The sequence below is a fragment of the Pedobacter sp. GW821-FHT01D05 genome, assembly GCF_059422505.1.
The window spans coordinates 622,695-639,208 of the sequence record NZ_JBWKXA010000003.1 but is presented as its reverse complement, the minus strand read 5'-3'; the positions used below and the strand labels follow the sequence as shown (position 1 = coordinate 639,208).

Sequence of the window (16,514 nt, the reverse complement as noted above, 5' to 3'; positions counted from 1 at the left end):
TTAACGGTTAAATGTGGTAAAATCTTTATGATCTATTTTCTCCAAAGCCTCTGGAGGCAATGATTTAAAATATTCGTATGTAATCTTCAATCCTTCAGCTCGGCCTACTTTTGGCTCCCAACCCAATATCGATCTCGCTTTTGTAATATCAGGTCTGCGCTGTTTAGGATCATCTTGTGGAAGTTCTTTATAAACAATTTTCTGCGTGGTGCCTGTAAGTTTGATAATTTCCTCACAGAACTGTTTGATGGTAATTTCATCCGGATTACCAATGTTTACCGGCTGTGCATAATCACTCATCAATAAACGGTAAATCCCTTCAATCAGGTCATCAACATAACAGAAAGAGCGTGTCTGACTTCCGTCACCAAAGATAGTTAAATCTTCGCCTCTTAAAGCCTGTCCGATAAAAGCAGGTAAAACACGGCCATCATTCAGGCGCATCCTAGGTCCATAAGTATTAAAAATCCTCACGATCCTCGTTTCTACGCCATGAAAAGTATGGTAGGCCATGGTTATGGCTTCCTGAAAACGTTTGGCCTCATCATAAACGCCACGTGGACCTACCGGATTTACATTGCCCCAATATTCCTCTGGCTGAGGATTTACATTTGGATCGCCATATACCTCTGAAGTTGAGGCAATCAGCATCCTTGCATTTTTATTTCTGGCAAGGCCTAAAAGATTATGCGTACCCAACGAACCTACTTTAAGTGTCTGGATCGGGATTTTAAGATAATCGATCGGACTTGCAGGTGAGGCAAAATGTAAAATGTAGTGAAGTTTACCGGGAATATGTACAAATTTGGAAACATCGTGGTTATAAAACTCGAAATTTTCCAGTTTGAACAAGTGTTCGATATTTGCCATATCGCCTGTAATCAGGTTATCCATCCCGATAACGTGATATCCCTCTTTCACAAAACGATCACAAAGGTGCGAACCTAAAAATCCGGCGGCACCTGTAATCAATATTCTCTTCTGACCCATTTTAATCTATTAGTTTTCTACCTATGCTGTTATAATAATAGCCAAGATCGATCATTTTTTGCAAATCGTATAAATTTCGACCGTCGAAAACCACTTTATTTTTCAAGATCTTGTCGATTTTCTCAAAATCAGGGTTACGGAAAACCGACCATTCAGTTGCAATCAACAGTGCGTCAGCACTTTCTAAAGCTTCGTATTGGTTTTTAGCGTAGTTTACCTGGTCGCCGATAACATTTTTAACATTGTCCATCGCTTCTGGATCGAACACGGTAACGGTTGCACCGTTCTTAACCAGCGCATCGATAATATATAAGGCTGGTGCCTCGCGGATATCGTCGGTTTCTGGTTTAAAAGCCAGTCCCCAAAGCGCAAAATGTTTGCCTTTGATATCGCCTTTGTAATATTTAAGCACCTTGTCAACCAGGATTGTTTTTTGCCTTTCATTAACTTCCATTACCGATTTAAGGATCTGAAAATCGTAGGCATAATCATCAGATGATTTTACCAGTGCCTGAACATCTTTAGGGAAACATGAGCCGCCGTAACCTACGCCTGGAAAGAGGAAACGTTTACCGATGCGGTCATCAGAACCTATGCCCCTTCTTACCGAATCAACATCAGCACCTACCAGTTCGCAAAGGTTGGCAACCTCGTTCATGAAGGTGATTTTGGTAGCAAGGAAAGAGTTTGCCGCGTATTTAGTTAATTCAGAAGAACGCTCATCCATAAAAAGAATTGGGTTCCCCTGACGTACGTAAGGACCGTATAATTCAGTCATCAGCTTTTTAGCCTTTTCACTTTTTGTACCAAGCACAACACGGTCTGGTTTCATAAAGTCATCAACTGCTACACCCTCTCTTAAAAACTCAGGATTGGATACCACATCTACTTCAATCGAAGTATTTTCGGCAAAAACAGCCTTTACCTGATCAGCCGTTCCAACCGGAACCGTTGATTTATTTACGATGACCTTATATTCGGTAATCAGTTTGGAAATATCCTTTGCAGCGCCTAAAATATAAGAAAGATCGGCAGCACCATCTCCACCTGGAGGCGTTGGCAAAGCCATAAAAATAATCTGCGCATCTTTTACAGCATCTGCAAGATTTGTTGTAAAAGTTAACCTTTCCTGTTCTATATTTCTATGGAACAAAAGATCTAAACCAGGCTCATAAATCGGCACTTCGCCAGCCTGCATTTTTTTTACTTTCGCTTCATTAATGTCAACACATATTACATCATTTCCTGTTTCTGCTAAACAGGTTCCGGTAACTAAACCTACGTATCCGGTACCAATAACGGCTATCTTCATCTGTTATAATTTATTAAACAATATTAAATTGTTTTTTATCGGTTTTAATGAGCTCGCAAGCTCGGTTACTTTTAGCTGCTATGAAGTAATCATGACCTGTCTATTTATTGTATTGAATGATAGGCTAAATCGTGAGGACTCCATATATTTTTAAGCTTTTTAAATATATTCGTTTTATCTTGCCACGAAGATATGAAATTACACTAATGCTTTTGCTTTACATAATCGGAATTCGGCTTTACACTTTGCTTATTAGGATATTCTCATTATTCGATCCTAAAGCTAAACTGTTTATAAATGGCCGTAAAAACGTCTATACACAAATTGCCCAGAAAATTAATCCGGGCGAAAAACACATTTGGTTTCATTTTGCTTCTTTGGGCGAATTTGAACAGGGCCGGCCGGTTTTAGAAAAACTAAAATCGCTTTATCCAGCTAAAAAAATAGTAGTTACTTTTTTCTCCCCTTCGGGATACGAAATCAGGAAAAATTATGCCTTGGCCGATGTATTTTATCTCCCCCTTGATACCGCAGCCAATGCCAAACGTTTTATAGCAAGCATTAATCCAGAAATGGCCATTTTTACCAAATACGAATTTTGGCATTTCTATTTTAAGGAAATAAAAGACCAGGGTATTCCTTTATATGTGATTTCAGGGATTTTTAGAGAAAGTCAGGCATTTTTTAAATGGTACGGTGGCTTCTACCGCAATATTCTAAAATCAGTTACTTACTTTTTTGTACAAAATGAAGAAAGTGAAAATCTTTTGAAATCGATCGGGTTAGATAATGTGACCATAAATGGCGATACGCGTTTCGACCGTGTTTACGAAAATGCACAATCGCCCAAACAGCTTAGCTTAATAGAAAGCTTTATCGGTAATTCTCCTACATTAGTTTGTGGAAGTACCTGGCCTGAAGATGAAAAAATATTATCTGCTTTGCCTGAAAAATATCCCAACTGGAAGTTTATCATCGCCCCACACGAGATCCACGAAAGCCATATTGAAAGTATCGAGAAGCAGTTTCCAGTTCGCAGTGTGCGGTTTTCAGTTTTCAGTTTGTCTAATCAAACGCTAAACGCCGAACACCAAACCCTCATCGTAAACAACATCGGCATGCTTTCTTCTCTCTATCAATACGGAAATGTAGCCTACATTGGTGGCGGTTTTGGAACGGGAATACACAACACTTTAGAAGCTGCAGCGTTTGGTTTGCCTGTAATTTTCGGCCCAAAATACGATAAATTTCAGGAAGCGAAAGATCTAATTGCCATAGGTGCAGCCAAAAGTATTTCCACGGTTGAGGAATTAATCAGTGCTTTTGAAGGTTTTACCAAAAATGAAGATGCTGCAGCGCAGGCCAAAAGATATGTTGCGGATAAAAAAGGGGCAACTGATCAGATTATTTCGATGATTACGAAATCAGATCGGCCTTAGCAATTTCTTCCACAATTTCGGGAATACGCTGATCAATTGAAACCGTTACCACATCTTGTTCGTCAGCCTGAGGCTCTTCCAATGTTTCAAACTGGCTTTTTAATAAACTTGAAGGCATATATTGATGAGATCGCTTAGCAATCCGGTCGTGGATTAAATCAAAATTCCCTTTTAAATAAACAAAGCGGATTGACTCATTATCAGTTCTCAACAGATCACGGTAAGCTTTTTTCAATGCAGAACAGGCAATAATGCAGCTTGTACCATGGGCAACATGTTCGCGGCCCACTTTCGCAATCAATTGAAGCCAATCTAAACGATCAGCATCTGTTAAAGGGATACCAGCGGCCATTTTATCTACATTACGTTGCGAATGCAGGTTATCACCATCTATAAATTCAGCATTTATTCTCGGCGCTAAAGCTTTACCAACTACTGTTTTACCACTTCCCGAAACGCCCATTAAAATAATAAAGCTCGCCATATTTAAACTATTTAACCATCCCGGCCAAAGCCTCGATAAACACTGGACTATCGTTTAAGCTCTCTACTAACTGAACATGTTCACCGCCCAAAGCCTTAAACTCTTCGTGGTACTCTACCGTGATTTCGTAAAGCGTTTCTAAACAATCGGCCACAAAAGCAGGGCTAAAAACCAAAAGGCGTTTTTTGCCTTCGCCAGCCAATTTTTTCAACACATCGGTAGTATAGGGTTGTACCCATGGCTCTTTCCCTAAGCGCGATTGGAAACAAACAGTATATTGATCTTTCGAAAGATTTAATTCTTTGGCAATTAATCTGGCTGTGTCATGTCCTTGTGCGGAATAACAGAATTTATTGGTATCGTTTAATGTCTGGCAGCAATCGGCACTTTTCAAACAGTAACTTCCAGTATGATCGCACTTTAACAATTGACGCTCAGGTAAGCCATGGAAGCTGAACAACACGTGATCGTAGCTTTCTACATGATGTTTTCTGGCATTTTCTGCAAAAACTTTAATCATCAGTTCGTTATCATGGAATGAATTAACAAATGATATTGGTGGAACCGTTGGCCATTTGCTCACCAGCTCCATTACCAATTGCATTACCGAACCAGTACTGGCAGAGGCATATTGAGGAAACATCGGGATAACCTGAATGGACTCTACCAAACCCGCTTTTAAGTTTGCCAGCGCCGATTCTATTGATGGACTTTGGTAACGCATGGCCAGTTCTACATGATAATCGTCTCCCAATCTTTCCTGCAGCATTTTAGCTTGTAACCTACTGTAATACAATAGTGGCGAACCATTTTCATTCCAGATTTCTTTATATAATTTTGCTGTTTTAGGACTACGAAATGGAACAATAATACCTTTAACCAATAATGTCCTGTTCAACTTAGGGATATCGATTACCCGCTCGTCCATTAAAAATTGATCTAAGTATTTTCTAACATCTGCCGTTGCCGGACTATCAGGTGTTCCTAAATTTACCAGTAAAATGCCCTTTTTGCTCATCTATAAAGAATATGTTTCGTGGCGCAAATATCGCCTTTTTATTGTTTTTCCCTATGCTTAAAATGTGATTGCAAACATTTTTTAGTCAAAGAAGTGTTATTTCATACTTCCAAAGGCTATTGAGGAATAGTGTGTGAATACATAGTGAAAGCTTCCCGTCATAAGTAGTGCAAAATCATGAGTAATTATTAAAATTAAACTTTAAATCACATAATGTGCTGTCAGATGCTACCATCTTGGCAGTTAGATCAAGTAAAAATTACTTGGAAATTAGTTAGTGTAGGATGGTAACATCCAACACCATAGATAAATCGCATAAATGTGCTGTCAGATGTTACCATCTGGCAGTTAGATCAAATAAAAATTACTTGGAAATTAGTCAGTGTCGGATGGTAACATCCGACACCACGATCAGCATTACCCCTTCGACTTATACAGTTGCCACCAGGGCATACCCGGTTTTTGGTGATGTTCTAAATGATAGCCAAAAAAGTAACAGGTAATGAAGGCAACAAAATGATTTTTCTGCAAGGTAGAAGAATGATATTCATTATCATGCTCCCCCTTATGCGGCAAATAGGTTCCAAAATAAAACAGCTGAAAAGTGCTTAATAAGGATGGCAGTACCCAAAAGAGCAGCAGATTCTTTTCATCGATCCAGATTTTCAAAACATTATAAGCTATGGCCATAATCACCAATTGAATTATAGTGACATAATTCAGCATGAAACGAAAATACCATTTCCAAAAGCTATGTGGCGCAAAATCCGGATCTTTTTCGGTATGTACATGACGGTGGTGTTGGTGATGTTTCGCATACAAACGGTTATAAAAAAAACCTGCGTAGAGAAAAACGGAAAGATAGCCAATAAAATTATTTGCCTTTTGGTTCGGCGATATTGTTCCGTGCATAGCATCATGGGCAGTAATAAACAAACCGGTGTACAAATGCATCTGAAGAACAATCATCAGATAAACCAAGGGATTGCTCCAGGTAAAATTCCATGTAAGCAAGAAATAAAGGGAAACAAACCAACAGATAACTACGGTTAGCGCAACCAGAATTCCAGTATGTGGGTTTACAGCTTTCAATGGCTTTTATTTTATTTCGTCATGCTGAACTTGTTTTACAAGTAGAAATATTATTTTCAATTGCCCTGTAGCTACTACGTGGTCAGCATCTTTACTCGATGTATAGACCCTGAACTAAATTACCTTCGGTGAGCTCGCTTAAGGCTCGGTTTACTTCGTAGCTTTATGCTACGCTACAGGTAAGGGTGAAGCCCCTCTTGATAAATCTAGTATTTTTCCAAAGCCGCTTTAACCTTTTCCATCAACCACATTGGTGTAGATGTAGCACCGCAGATACCAACTTTATCGTTTTCTTTAAACCAGGTTTGATCTAACTCTTCAACATTCGAAATGAAATAAGAATTATCGTTGTGTTTTTTACAAACATCATACAGCACTTTTCCGTTAGACGATTTCTTGCCTGATACGAAAACGATTTTATCATAATGACTTACAAAATCTTCAAGCTCTTCGTAACGGTTAGATACTTGCCTGCAAATGGTATCGTTAGCCTTAACTTCATAACCACGGCTCAATAACTCATCCTTAATGTGATAGAATTTATCGGTGCTTTTAGTGGTCTGACTATATAGGGTAAATTTAGCAGGCAATTCTACATTATCCAGCTCGGCCAGATCCTGAAAAACAATCGCCTTACCATCTGTTTGGCCTTGTAATCCGATTACCTCGGCATGCCCGTGCTTACCAAAAATAAGTACTTGCTCATCGTCGTCATGCGAATTTTTAATCCTGTTCTGTAATTTCAGCACAACAGGACATGAAGCATCTATTAAAGTCAGGTTATTTTCTAAAGCCAGTTGGTAGGTTGAGGGCGCCTCACCATGGGCTCTGATTAAAACCTTTTCGTCTCTTAAGTTTTTTAAAACTTCGTGATCGATAATTTTTAATCCGCGATTGGTTAAACGCTCTACTTCTTCATCGTTATGCACAATATCGCCAAGGCAATATAAATAACCTTCGTTATCCAGAATATCTTCTGCCATTTCTATGGCATATACTACGCCAAAGCAAAAGCCTGATGATTTATCGATGTTGACCTGTAAGTTTAAATTGCTCATTTTTTTCTTAGGATTAGTTATTTATCGTGGTAATGTCCCTTTGCAGAAATTACAAATACAGTAATAATCTCTTCATCGATTCTATAGACTAACCTATCTTTTTTATTTATTTGTCTTGACCAATAGCCTGAAAACCCAAATTTTAATTTTTCAGGTTTACCTATGCCAGATGCCGGATGAATGCTTAACTCTATAAAAATTTGCTGGAGTTTTTTAATGGAAACTTTATCTCCTGATTTATGTATTTCAGCCAATTGTCTTTTAGCTTGATCCGTAATGTCTACAAAATACTTTTCCATATATTTTGAACATCCTTAACCCTTGTTAAACGTCCATTTTTCACATCATCCTCCCCTTTAGCTATTTCATTTATAAATTCAGGGCTATAGCTTTTTTCTTTTTTAAAAGTTACATTCAAAGCCTGTAACACAGCCTCAACTGCCAAAAGTTGCTTTTTATTTTTAGGCTGTACGATTAGTGTTTCCATGCTATAAAATTAATTAAAATAGTATCACAAAATTAAGCAAAAATATTTGTTCTGGTTGTCATGTATAAGACAACAAAAAAGATTAGCTGTGAAACGAACATCACGGCACCAATATATTTCTGTTGCTTTAGGCCCAAAGCATAGTAAAACTTCAGCAAAATTACCGAAACAATAAACCAGGCCACATAATTCTGAACAGGGATTTCATGCCAGTCCCACTGCCAATAATTAAATTTCATAGCTACAGGTTCCAAAAAGAAATCGAACCCGACCAGCATAAAAGCACCAAGCACTGAAGCCAAAATACTATGTCTGATTTTCATACTTTTCATCATTTGCCCAACACTGAAAATAAGGATTACCCAATTTACGCCCATTAATAATGGAACCGCAGCAACTTTGTATCCCAATGTATCTCCGTAATAATAGCTGCCAAATATCTTTCCGGTATGCACGCCCAATACCTCGACTAAAAAACCACAGAGAAATACGCCCGAAACCAGCAACAATAAACGTTTCACATCGGCATTGTATGAAAAAACAATTACGGCAAACATCAGCAACAAATGAAATGGAACCAGTTTGATAAAATAAGGCTGGGCAGCTGGAATTAAGAAACCAAGCAAGCCAACCATATGAAAAACGACAATTATTGCAACTGCAATCCTTTTAATCTTTAAATCGTTTTGATCGTTCTGCCCTTCCATGTGCTCGTTTTAAAAATATGTTTTTTTATAGAAATGAATGAAATGATTAAGAAGAACAACATCTGTAAGGGATGTAAAATCAGATTTATCAAAACATTTTGTCCCGATAAATAGGAGATCATTATTCTACTTAGTACTATTAAAGTTAATGGTAATACAAGTAAAGCAATATTAAAGTTTAAGATTAAAATTACTGGTCCTACAGTTACCAAAAGCTGGTAAAGTAATAATATTATGATGTTATTACCAAAACCTGCCAGTAAATTTTTACTGAAACCGTTTAAGCTTTCGCCTAAATTCTTGTACATCCTGCAATAGATCAGTCCGTTGGCCAAAAGGGCCTCGGCATTAAATTTTTCCTGTTTTATCAACTTCATAATCTCCACATCTTCTACAACCTGGTGTTTAACCCGCTCGTGCCAGTGGTTTTCTTTGTAATTACTGGCATTAAAAAACATACACTGTCCGCTTGCCGCTGCAAATGCTGAGTTTTTCGAAAGTTTAACCAATCGCAGTGGCAATAAATTTAGCAGTATAAAATGCATTAAGGGTACCGTTAACCACTCGCCTATCGATTTTATCGTTTGGTTGGTAAAAACACTTAACAAAGCCAGACCTCCAATTTCCATCCGGTTAATCAGGCTATTAATCAATCCTCTTTTTACTGATTCGTCTGCGTCGATAAACAAAAGATATTTCCCTGTAGCCAATTCGCTAAGCTGGTGGCAGGCATAATTTTTCCCAAGCCAGTTTTGAGGTAGCGCTTTACCGCTTACCACTTTGAACTGTGGGTTTGTGAAGCAAAAATTTTCGACTACACCGAAAGTATTATCATCGCTGTTATCATCCAAAACAATAACTTCATAATTAGTGTAATCCTGATTTTTTATCGAAAAGAGCAGTTCTAAAATATCCGCTGCTTCATTTCGCGCAGGAATTAGGATCGAAACCTTATCATGATAGTGTTTAACCACTCTAGGCAACTTCGGATTAGAAAGAAAATTGAAAACAGTAACCGAAAATCTGATAACCAGGAAAATTAAAACGGCATAAATAAAAATTGTCATTCAATTAGCTGAGTTTGTTTAATAACCGATTGATCGTAATGTTTATTATAAGCACTTTTTAGCAATTGCAAACTTACATATTCTTCGTTCTCCCAGTGCTGCAAGTAAGTATAAGCTGAGGGCTTTCTTTTCGAAAAATAATCAATAAAGGTGGTGGCAAAAATAATATTGATTTTTTTCTGACTGGCATTGATCATCTGCATCACTCCTTTTTCGAAACTGATATTTTTAAGATGGTTCGAATATAATTTACCCTGAGGGAATATAAGTACTAAATTTTCGGGGTTATTTAACAGTTTTCCTGCATAATTAAGCGTTTCTAAAACATCTTTGCCTTTATTTTCGGCAGCAAAAGCGCCAAGATATTTTAAAAAACCAACTTTAGTATAGTTTTCGGCATTTACCAAAACATGAAATTGTTTCTTAAATACTTTTTTGTTGATGTAAAAAAGAAAAAAACCATCCCACCAGCTAAAATGATTGGCCAAAACCAATATAGCAGCATCTTGTTTAATTTCTACCTCGCCATATTTAAAAGCGGAAAAATCTTTTTTGATGATAAACTGGATGTACCAGGAGAAAAAGCTGAAGATCAAATTATTTTTTCTGGGCTGATACATTTCGGGAAATTGCAAAAAATTGGGGTTAATTGCAAATTTCACAACAGTTATAGTCCTCGTTTGTAACGAGGATTAGCGAGGTCCACATTTGTAATGTGCTATTATCTCTATGATTTTAGCTCAAATATACCCGATCTTCTTCACCTTCCACATCCATTACTACATCTACATGTTCTTTTAAGATGGTAGCCAGTTCAAGACCAACAAAATCGGTGGCAATGGGAAAAATTTTATGGCTTCGATCAACCAAAACTACCGTGCGTATTTTTTTATGTGGGGTATTTAAGAAAACGCCCAAGCCATAAGCAAGGGTTTTACCGCTGTTCAATACATCATCAACGATAATGATCACCTTGTTTTTCCAATGGCTTTCATCCAGATCTGTTGAAGCAACCAATTTACTGCTTTCTTTTTGCAGGTCGATACGCAGTAAGGTGAGTTTAAAGCCCGAAATCTTTTTAAGTACTTTTTCTAATCTTAGTGCTAGTTTGTAACCACGGTCCCAAATACCAGCAAGCACCACTTCTTTCTCATTCAGGTTATCTTCTAAAATCTGATAAGCGATACGATCTATTTTCTGCTGAATTTGTTTCTTGTTGAGAATAAGTAATTGCGATGCCATTGTATAAAAAGGATTGAATACAAAAAGAACGATTTTAAGGCTGAAATTCAAACTATTTGAAAAATAATTTCGATTGTTTGCAACGTTTTCATCAGAGATGCGTCTAATCTATAACCAAAACACAAAATCGAAGTTATCGTTGCCTAAATGCTTCGTAACAATAGCTTCAGAATCATTTAACGAAAAAACGACTATGAAAACCCTTATCAAATCATCCGCCATTTTGTTTATCATCATAACCAGCTATATGGCCAAGGCACAAGAAACTAAAAGTTTCACGGTTAAAAACTTTAATAGCATTGGGGTAAGCAGTGGCATAGATTTATACCTCACCCAGGGTGGCGGCGAAAGTGTGAGTATAAAATCAGATTCTGAAACATTAAAAGACATTGTTGTTGAGCAAAGTGGCAGCAATGTTACCATAAAGTTTAAAGACGGCATCAATTGGAGCGGCCTGTTTAAAAACCGAACCATTAAAGCTTATGTAAGTTTCAAAAGCCTAAGTGCAATTGCAGCCTCCGGAGGATCAGATGTTTTTACACAAAATCAGATCAAAACAGATAAACTTGCTATTCGCTCGTCTGGTGGGTCAGATTTAAAGTTAACAGTTGTATGCAAAGATCTATCCATTCAATCAAGTGGTGGCAGCGATATCGATTTAAAAGGCAAGGCAGAAAATATGACCATTCAATCTAGTGGCGGTAGCGATATCGATGCTTATGAATTAATTACAGATTACGCAAAGGTACAGGCCTCCGGTGGTTCTGATGTAAATCTTTATGTAAATAAAGGCTTGGAAGCCAGTGCAAGTGGTGGTGGTGATGTAAGTTATAAGGGAAATGCTTCACTTAAGAAAACATCAAGCTCAAAAAGTGGAGATGTGCATCACGTAAATTAAAAATTTAGTTTAGTTAATGATAATGCGCTGCTTTGTGGATACAAAGCGGCGTTTTTTATTCGGTGATTGCACAGATTAATAGATTACACAGATCCTGATCATTAAAGGCTAAGCAAGAAACCTTCAGCCTTTCTATCCTCTATCTTTTTTTGTACGGATAGTAAATAAAGTTGGCCCCTTCAGGAACAATCACAAATACGCACATAAAATCTTCCGGTTTTTTATACACTTTTAAGAAGGGTTCTTTTTTTTCCTTGCTGATGATTCCTTTTTCTACAAACTCCTCTAAAGTAGAGGCTTGTATTGTCCAATCGGTATTAAGTTCTTCTTTGTTTAAGATAAGTTCGCCAATGTTCACCTCGTGTTGGTGTGCAATAAAAATTGGATGGGCAGAAATGCCTTCAACCATAATCTCGATTGCTACTTCTTTAATCGCATCAGCATAGAACTCCAGGTCTTTTTCTAAACTTACCAGCGGACTTTCCTGCTTTTTTTGTGGTGTTCCGTTATCTTCGGGCGTTGCGCCTAATAATTCTTCTCTATCCATTTCAAGGTAAAAGTTTTATGGTTTAAAGTATAGGGTTTAATATGACAACATTTGATTTTAAGGTTATAGCCTTAAACCTTTTGCCTTACGCCTTAAACCTTAATAATACAACGTTCTCTACGTGCTGCGTATGCGGAAACATATCTACAGGTTTAATACGCACCACGTCATATTTCTCTTTCAACAATTCTAGGTCTCGTGCCTGAGTGGCCGCATTACAGCTTACATAAACAATTTTTTCAGACTCCATTTCCAACAATCTCTGTACGACATCTGCATGCATACCAGCGCGTGGCGGATCGGTAATGACCACATCTGGTTTACCATGGGCCAGGATAAATTCTGAAGTAAGTATATCTTTCATATCTCCAGCATAGAAAATCGTATTATCGATACCATTTAATGCGGAGTTAAATTTTGCATCTTCGATAGCGGTTGGCACATATTCTACCCCTACAACCTGTTTTACGTTTTTTGCAATAAAATTTGCAATCGTCCCGGCCCCAGTATATAAATCATAAACCAGTTCATCGCCTTTAAATCCGGCAAAATCCCTGGTAATTTTATATAATTCGAAAGCTTGTTCTGAATTGGTCTGATAAAAAGATTTCACTCCAATTTTAAAACGGATGCCATCCATTTCTTCGAAAATATGATCGCGACCTGAGAAAACCACCACATCCTGATCAAAAATGGTATCGTTTTTCTTTTGGTTAACGATATACAGCAAAGAGGTAATCTGTGGAAATTCATTTTTTAGGAAACCCATCAAACCATCAACCTGTATCTGTTCTGGATAAGCAAATACCACTGCAACCATCACCTCTCCTGTGCTAGAAGTACGGATAATCAGGTTACGCAAAACGCCTTCATGGTTACGCAGGTCGTAAAACGACAGGTCGTTTTCTAAAGCATATTTACGGACAGCGTTTCTGATCGAATTAGAAGGCTCATCCTGTAGATAACAATGTTCGATATCTAAAATTTTATCGAATCGCAATGGTACGTGAAAACCCAGTGCGTTCATATCAAAATCTTCATCGCGTTCTACATCGGTTTTTTCTAACCAGCGTTTGTTTGAAAAAGTAAATTCTAATTTATTACGGTAATATCTGTTTTTTTCTGAGCCTAAAATCGGTTCTGTTCCCGAGGTATCTATTTTACCTAAACGCTGTAAAGCCGCCTCAACATTTTTCTGCTTAAATTTTAATTGAGCATCGTAACCCATATGCTGCCATTTGCAACCGCCACAGGTTCCGAAATGAGGGCAGAAAGGATCAGTACGCAATGCTGATTTTTCATGAAGCTGATCGATTATTGCTTCAGCAAAATTCTTTTTCTTTTTGGTCAACCGAACATCTACCACATCACCAGGAACGGCTTTATCAACAAAAATAACCAATTCGTCAGCCTTGCCAACACCTTTTCCTTCTTCAGCAATATCGATTATATGTACGTTTGGAACAATAGTTACCGTACCGGGTTTTCTTCTACTCATTATTTTGCAAAGATAGAAAAAAGAGGTTAAAGGTAGAAGGCAGAAAGGTGGAGGGTTTAAAACCCGGTTAATCAAGAAAGATTAGGCAATACTGTCTTGTTCGAACGAGGATTGTTCGTTAAGAAAAATTAGATTTCCAAATTATTTTCCAAAAAATTTAAATGCCGCGCCCCAAAAGCCATCTAACCAGTTAAATTTTAGGTCAAATTTTTCATCTACCAGTACAGAAAACTCTAATATTTCTTTGCTCATGATAAAAAACCTATCTATTTAAGCAATAATACGAAATTCATACCAAAAACTGAAACGGTATAAATTAACTTTATGTTAATTTTACATCAAAAGGTTAAACCCTTCCTTTTATAACAACTACAATCGCGATCTATTGATTTTCAGTTCCTTATTTGATAACTAAATATAAATCCGTAACTTAAGGTATCATTCACATAAAAATGGAGGTTCATTATGAACGTTATCCGTAAAATTGAACATTGGGGAGATGTTCATCATTCAAAATGGCTAGATTATCTTCGGATTGTACTTGGCCTGATCATTTTTGGAAAAGGTGTTTCTTTTGTTAGCGACACTTCGGTTCTTCAAAACATGATTACACAAAACAACGTATTTGGTTTTTCTGGCATGCTCATCAGTGTCGCCATTCACGTTGTTGCATTTGCGCATTTGGTTGGGGGTGTTTTAATTACATTAGGTTTAGTTACCCGCTTTGCCGTTGTCATTCAGATTCCAATCTTATTGTTTGCCGTATTTTTCGTTAACCTTACACCCGGTTTCTCCACACCGAATTCGGAATTGTGGTTTTCGGTATTGGTACTGTTTCTGCTCATCATGTTTTGGGTAGTAGGTTCAGGCCCTTTATCGGTTGATGAAGGGTTGAAACGCAAAACTGGCAAGCGGTACGCCTAAACAACATTAAATATTCTTAGTATCTTTCGCTTTTACTAACGATCATGAAAACGAAGATACTTTTTGCACTGCTTTTTGCGGGATTGGGATGTTACGCACAAAATTCGACTGATGAATATTTCAAACTAACGCGGGCTGGTTTTTTAGAAAAAAACGCCTACGAAACCACTGCTTTTGTAGAAAAATACTTCCGTGTACCCGGCAACACAGGCTTTAATGCCAGTATCCATTATGTTGAAAACATCCTTAAAAAGGCTGGTTTTGTACAACAGAAACAGAATGAGTTTGAAGCTCCTTTAACTTATCGCATCGAAAAAAGAGCGATGAAAAACAGCACCTGGGAGCCCGTTGATGCCAATATTGATATTGTTGGAGAAACAAAACCGCTCATTTCCTACAAAACTAACCGCAACATGATTCCAATCAATTGCGGATCAACACCTGCAGGAGGTGTTACTGCTAGTGTAGTTTACATTGCCAACGTATTACCTGCCGAAATAGAGAAAATGGATCTGAAAGGGAAAATCCTATTTTCTGAGAACAGTCCATCGCGTCTGCTTCAAATAGCCGCAAAAGCCGGAGCCATTGGTGTGCTGGGCTATTCGATGCCAAAGTATACTCAACCAGATATACATCAAACTTCTATCCAGTTTGGAAGCATGAAAGCCAATAGTGAAGTATGGACATTGCTTTTATCTTATGCTGCCAAAGAAAAGTTAAAAGTGGCCTGTTTAAAAGGCGAGACTAAATTGAAAGTAAATATTCAGACTAAAATTTATCCCTCTGAAGAATTAACGATAGTAGCAAACGTTAGAGGCAGTTCAAATCCTAATGAACGTTTTGTATTCAGCGCCCATGTTCAGGAACCCGGGGCAAACGATAATGCAAGCGGCGTTGGCACATTAGCTGAAATGGCAAGATTAACAGCAGCATTATATCAGGCAAAAAAGATTGACCCTAAGCGCAGCCTCACTTTTTTATGGGGCGATGAAATTGTATCAACAAGGAGATATATTACCGAAGATACCGCCCGGGCCAAGGGTATTATGTGGGGAATGAGTTTGGATATGGTTGGCGAGGACACTAAAAAAACTGGCGGCTCCTTTTTGATTGAAAAAATGCCTGATCCGTCAGCCATCTGGACAAGGGGAACAGATAAACATACCGAATGGGGCGCAGGCGATGTTACGGAGAAAGATCTTTTCCCACATTATTTTAACGATTTCATCTTCGATATCTGCAAAGCTCAGGGCAAATTTGCCAACTGGACGGTTAACTATAACCCGTTCGAAGGTGGTAGTGACCACACACCATTCTTGCAAAATAAAATCCCAGGATTACTGATGTGGCACTTTACCGATGTGTTCTACCATACGGATAATGACAGGATTGATAAAGTTTCGCCAACCGAAATGAAAAATGTAGGGATAAGCGCTTTAACTGCCGCCTATACTTTAATTTCTGCAGACGAAAATACTGCGATAGCCACTGTTTCGCAAATTAAAAACGATGCTTTAACGCGCTTAAAAACCGAATTTGAACTGAGCAAAAAAGAAATTGCAAAAGGAAAAGCCGCAGCTAATGAGAAACACATCATTGAAGTGTGGGCCAAATGGTATACAGATGCTTTGGCAACGGTAAACAAAATGCCTGTAAAACCCGAAACTACCAGAGTTGGTTCGGCCATTAAGGTTGCTACTAACGAAATCGAAAAACAAACGAAGGTATATTTAGAGGAGTTGAAATAGATT

19 protein-coding genes are annotated in these 16,514 nt (G+C 37.8%); 4 read left to right on the top strand and 15 right to left on the bottom strand.

Annotation, left to right across the window (positions count from 1 at the left end):
• Window positions 1-990 (bottom strand): UDP-glucuronic acid decarboxylase family protein, encoded by a 990-nt coding sequence (locus tag AC07VK_RS14980; RefSeq protein WP_492961441.1) that lies wholly within the window; start codon window positions 988-990, stop codon window positions 1-3.
• A 1-nt stretch (window position 991) separates the two neighbouring features.
• Window positions 992-2,302, bottom strand: a complete 1,311-nt coding sequence (locus AC07VK_RS14975; RefSeq protein WP_492961439.1) for a UDP-glucose dehydrogenase family protein — start codon at window positions 2,300-2,302, stop codon at window positions 992-994.
• A 245-nt stretch (window positions 2,303-2,547) separates the two neighbouring features.
• Here AC07VK_RS14975 and AC07VK_RS14970 point away from each other — a divergent pair, with 245 nt between their 5' ends.
• Window positions 2,548-3,741: a 3-deoxy-D-manno-octulosonic acid transferase gene (locus AC07VK_RS14970; protein ID WP_492961437.1), complete on the top strand. Its 1,194-nt coding sequence runs from the start codon at window positions 2,548-2,550 to the stop codon at window positions 3,739-3,741.
• Here AC07VK_RS14970 and AC07VK_RS14965 read toward each other — a convergent pair.
• From AC07VK_RS14965 to AC07VK_RS14920, 10 genes are all read right to left on the bottom strand, one after another.
• Window positions 3,719-4,225: a gluconokinase gene (locus tag AC07VK_RS14965; RefSeq protein ID WP_492961435.1), complete on the bottom strand. Its 507-nt coding sequence runs from the start codon at window positions 4,223-4,225 to the stop codon at window positions 3,719-3,721. The genes AC07VK_RS14970 and AC07VK_RS14965 overlap by 23 nt on opposite strands.
• A gap of 7 nt (window positions 4,226-4,232) precedes the next feature.
• On the bottom strand, window positions 4,233-5,243 hold the full coding sequence (hemH, locus tag AC07VK_RS14960; protein ID WP_492961433.1) for a ferrochelatase: 1,011 nt from the start codon (window positions 5,241-5,243) through the stop codon (window positions 4,233-4,235).
• A 417-nt stretch (window positions 5,244-5,660) separates the two neighbouring features.
• Entirely contained in the window at window positions 5,661-6,335 is a 675-nt protein-coding gene (locus AC07VK_RS14955; protein WP_492961431.1) for a fatty acid desaturase, read from the bottom strand.
• 206 nt (window positions 6,336-6,541) lie between these two features.
• Window positions 6,542-7,393: a 4-hydroxy-3-methylbut-2-enyl diphosphate reductase gene (locus tag AC07VK_RS14950; RefSeq protein ID WP_492952845.1), complete on the bottom strand. Its 852-nt coding sequence runs from the start codon at window positions 7,391-7,393 to the stop codon at window positions 6,542-6,544.
• A gap of 17 nt (window positions 7,394-7,410) precedes the next feature.
• The gene (locus tag AC07VK_RS14945) at window positions 7,411-7,692 is read right to left on the bottom strand and encodes a Txe/YoeB family addiction module toxin (protein WP_492961429.1); all 282 of its coding nucleotides are present in this window, start codon (window positions 7,690-7,692) and stop codon (window positions 7,411-7,413) included.
• Entirely contained in the window at window positions 7,674-7,880 is a 207-nt protein-coding gene (locus AC07VK_RS14940) for a DUF2683 family protein (RefSeq protein ID WP_426327582.1), read from the bottom strand. The genes AC07VK_RS14945 and AC07VK_RS14940 overlap by 19 nt, the downstream gene beginning before the upstream one ends.
• A 32-nt stretch (window positions 7,881-7,912) precedes the next feature.
• On the bottom strand, window positions 7,913-8,587 hold the full coding sequence (locus AC07VK_RS14935) for a carotenoid biosynthesis protein (RefSeq protein ID WP_492961427.1): 675 nt from the start codon (window positions 8,585-8,587) through the stop codon (window positions 7,913-7,915).
• Window positions 8,557-9,654: a glycosyltransferase family 2 protein gene (locus AC07VK_RS14930; protein WP_492952842.1), complete on the bottom strand. Its 1,098-nt coding sequence runs from the start codon at window positions 9,652-9,654 to the stop codon at window positions 8,557-8,559. Before AC07VK_RS14930 ends, AC07VK_RS14935 begins: the two co-directional genes overlap by 31 nt.
• A complete protein-coding gene (locus AC07VK_RS14925) occupies window positions 9,651-10,289 on the bottom strand; it encodes a 1-acyl-sn-glycerol-3-phosphate acyltransferase (protein ID WP_492961425.1) in 639 nt (212 codons plus the stop codon). Before AC07VK_RS14925 ends, AC07VK_RS14930 begins: the two co-directional genes overlap by 4 nt.
• 100 nt (window positions 10,290-10,389) lie before the next feature.
• On the bottom strand, window positions 10,390-10,896 hold the full coding sequence (locus tag AC07VK_RS14920) for a phosphoribosyltransferase family protein (RefSeq protein WP_029275623.1): 507 nt from the start codon (window positions 10,894-10,896) through the stop codon (window positions 10,390-10,392).
• A gap of 193 nt (window positions 10,897-11,089) precedes the next feature.
• Here AC07VK_RS14920 and AC07VK_RS14915 point away from each other — a divergent pair, with 193 nt between their 5' ends.
• Window positions 11,090-11,794 (top strand): head GIN domain-containing protein, encoded by a 705-nt coding sequence (locus AC07VK_RS14915; RefSeq protein ID WP_492961422.1) that lies wholly within the window; start codon window positions 11,090-11,092, stop codon window positions 11,792-11,794.
• 139 nt (window positions 11,795-11,933) lie between these two features.
• Here AC07VK_RS14915 and AC07VK_RS14910 read toward each other — a convergent pair whose 3' ends face one another.
• The 3 genes from AC07VK_RS14910 to AC07VK_RS14900 form a co-directional block, all read right to left on the bottom strand.
• Window positions 11,934-12,341, bottom strand: a complete 408-nt coding sequence (locus AC07VK_RS14910; protein WP_492961420.1) for a hypothetical protein — start codon at window positions 12,339-12,341, stop codon at window positions 11,934-11,936.
• Between the two features lie 85 nt (window positions 12,342-12,426).
• Entirely contained in the window at window positions 12,427-13,839 is a 1,413-nt protein-coding gene (gene rlmD, locus AC07VK_RS14905) for a 23S rRNA (uracil(1939)-C(5))-methyltransferase RlmD (protein ID WP_492952838.1), read from the bottom strand.
• Between the two features lie 141 nt (window positions 13,840-13,980).
• Window positions 13,981-14,091: a hypothetical protein gene (locus tag AC07VK_RS14900; protein ID WP_029275619.1), complete on the bottom strand. Its 111-nt coding sequence runs from the start codon at window positions 14,089-14,091 to the stop codon at window positions 13,981-13,983.
• A gap of 213 nt (window positions 14,092-14,304) precedes the next feature.
• Here AC07VK_RS14900 and AC07VK_RS14895 point away from each other — a divergent pair, with 213 nt between their 5' ends.
• Both AC07VK_RS14895 and AC07VK_RS14890 read left to right on the top strand, forming a co-directional pair.
• Window positions 14,305-14,763 (top strand): DoxX family protein, encoded by a 459-nt coding sequence (locus tag AC07VK_RS14895; RefSeq protein WP_057931136.1) that lies wholly within the window; start codon window positions 14,305-14,307, stop codon window positions 14,761-14,763.
• 44 nt (window positions 14,764-14,807) lie between these two features.
• Window positions 14,808-16,511: a M28 family peptidase gene (locus tag AC07VK_RS14890; protein WP_492961418.1), complete on the top strand. Its 1,704-nt coding sequence runs from the start codon at window positions 14,808-14,810 to the stop codon at window positions 16,509-16,511.
• Window positions 16,512-16,514 lie beyond the last annotated feature (3 nt).